The organism is Moorena sp. SIO3I6 (assembly GCF_010672095.1).
Genome location: NZ_JAAHHU010000950.1, coordinates 1 through 1,896 on the forward strand (window position 1 = coordinate 1; position 1,896 = coordinate 1,896).

Genomic DNA, 1,896 nt, shown 5'->3' on the forward strand with positions numbered 1-1,896 from the left:
ATTGTGGGAGAGTTAAGGCTTCCATTTTCCGGGATATATCTAAAGGAATATCTCCAAATCGCAGGTTAAGGATGCGCTCTAAACTCCGTAGACGTTCTTGTTGGATTCCTTCTTGTAAAATTTCCTGATACCAGGGTGATTCACGTAATACTGTCATATCCCACCTCATGATTTGTTGAATTAACGGTATCTCTAAGACGAAGCTAGCGAAAAAAGCTAACAATGGTTCTAGTTGGTTCAAAGTTTGATCTGCTCTTAGGGCCTGGACGGCTGAGCGCAATTTAGATTCACTAGCACCTCCTTTTAAAATTGGTACAAATGGGAATAGGGGAGCTAATGGTTGTCCTAATACTAATTCAGCATCTACTTCCCACAGATTAATTACCCGATAATCTTGATGCGCCTTTAATCCCATGAATTCACTGTCGTAGTAGTCTTCGATTGTTACGGTGGCTGGGGGCGGCAAGATGTTAATTAATACTGGATAAGTGGATAGGTTATATTTCTCCTCAGCTAAGGCAACATAATTGCGCATGCGGTTAGGCATGGCCTGACTATAGCGCAGTTGTAATTCATTGAGAATCAGAAATTCTTGATGTTCAGGACTAGAGGCTTTGACAATTACGTCACTTTCCCGACTAATCCATTGAAATTCAGCATCGAGTAACTCCGATGCTCGCACTTGGGGATTACCCGTTACCCATTGCACCCAGGCATTGGGCGCGAGACTGATTAGACGTTTGCTACCAATATCTGCAGGTTTTGCCATAGACAATTACCGAATCAATACTAATTACTGAGTCACGCCCAGGGCTGTTTCTGGGGTCGGACTAAAATTTGATTACTGGGAAGCTGGGTCTCCCACACTTCCCACACTCCCTGCTCCTTAAGATTCTTCGTCTATAGGCTGGCCGTCTATAGGCTGGCCGTCTATAGGCTGACCAATATCGAAGATAATGATAAATTTCCCATCAGGCATCAGCCGTTTAAGAGCCTGCAAGTGACCTTCCGCATCAGAACGGTTCCGGAAACGAGCAACAACCACCCGTTGCATTTCGGGCAACAGCCGAACAACCACCCATGGGTGTAGGCGTTGAGAGTACGACATAATCAAGATATATCCTTTAACTGGGGTACTAGAGCCAGCCTGTGGTCCTGGAGAAACTTTCGGCTGGCTCTTACCGTGGAGCGTTTTAGCGCCCACGGTATTTTTATACTAGCACAAATAATCTTTAATTATAACATATTTTTTAAAATTTTGTAACAAAAGGTGAGCAGGGAATCGGGAATCGGGAATCGGGAGTAGTGGAGTGGGGAAAAATCTTGTGTAACAAATTAATTAATTTGTTAGAGAACTATGCGTGATGCGACCTTGGAGCCGCTTCCAATTCCCGATTTCTTAACTATTCCGGTATTAACGCAGTCGCTAATAGTGGAAACAACAGCACTTGACTTGCTACCCACCCTTACAATATTTACCACCTTTACCACACTTTCCTCCCTGTTCCCTGTTCCCTATTCCCTGTTCCCTAAAAAAATAAGTTGCCAATTTTTCTTTTATCTATTAAACTAGTATTATAGGAATAGTTAAAGGAGAGTCAACTGATGAACAAGTGTGTTGGTACTACTGAAGCAGCATCTTTATTAGGAATTTCCTCTAGACGATTGCGGCAACTCCTAGAGAAGGGTCGCGTCCGAGGTGCCTATAAAACTGGTAAATTCTGGATTATTCCTCTGTTCAACCATTTGCCACAAATTACCAAAGGTACCCGTGGACCAAAGGGCAAATGGCGTACCAGTCGTCCCCCGGCTTTAGCGAAGATTAATGTCAATCGCAATCACATTGGCTCGAATATGAAGAAAAGTCCCAAAGACCGGAAGCCAGTGATTTCAGTA

Annotated in this window: 3 protein-coding genes and 1 pseudogene; 2 read left to right on the plus strand and 2 right to left on the minus strand. The window is 43.6% G+C overall.

Annotated features, from left to right (window positions below; genetic code table 11):
- Positions 1-769 (minus strand): Rpn family recombination-promoting nuclease/putative transposase (locus F6K49_RS44815; protein WP_293108505.1); only part of this gene is annotated, 769 nt, incomplete at its 3' end.
- Positions 770-886: 117 nt separating this feature from the next.
- Positions 887-1,108 carry a hypothetical protein gene (locus F6K49_RS44820; protein WP_075906567.1) on the minus strand — a complete coding sequence of 74 codons (222 nt, stop codon included), beginning with the start codon at positions 1,106-1,108 and terminating at the stop codon, positions 887-889.
- Between the two features lie 249 nt (positions 1,109-1,357).
- Here F6K49_RS44820 and F6K49_RS44825 point away from each other — a divergent pair, with 249 nt between their 5' ends.
- Both F6K49_RS44825 and F6K49_RS44830 read left to right on the plus strand, forming a co-directional pair.
- Entirely contained in the window at positions 1,358-1,573 is a 216-nt protein-coding gene (locus F6K49_RS44825; protein WP_293108509.1) for a hypothetical protein, read from the plus strand.
- A gap of 32 nt (positions 1,574-1,605) precedes the next feature.
- Positions 1,606-1,896 (plus strand): annotated as a pseudogene (locus tag F6K49_RS44830) (DNA-binding protein); the annotation flags it as partial.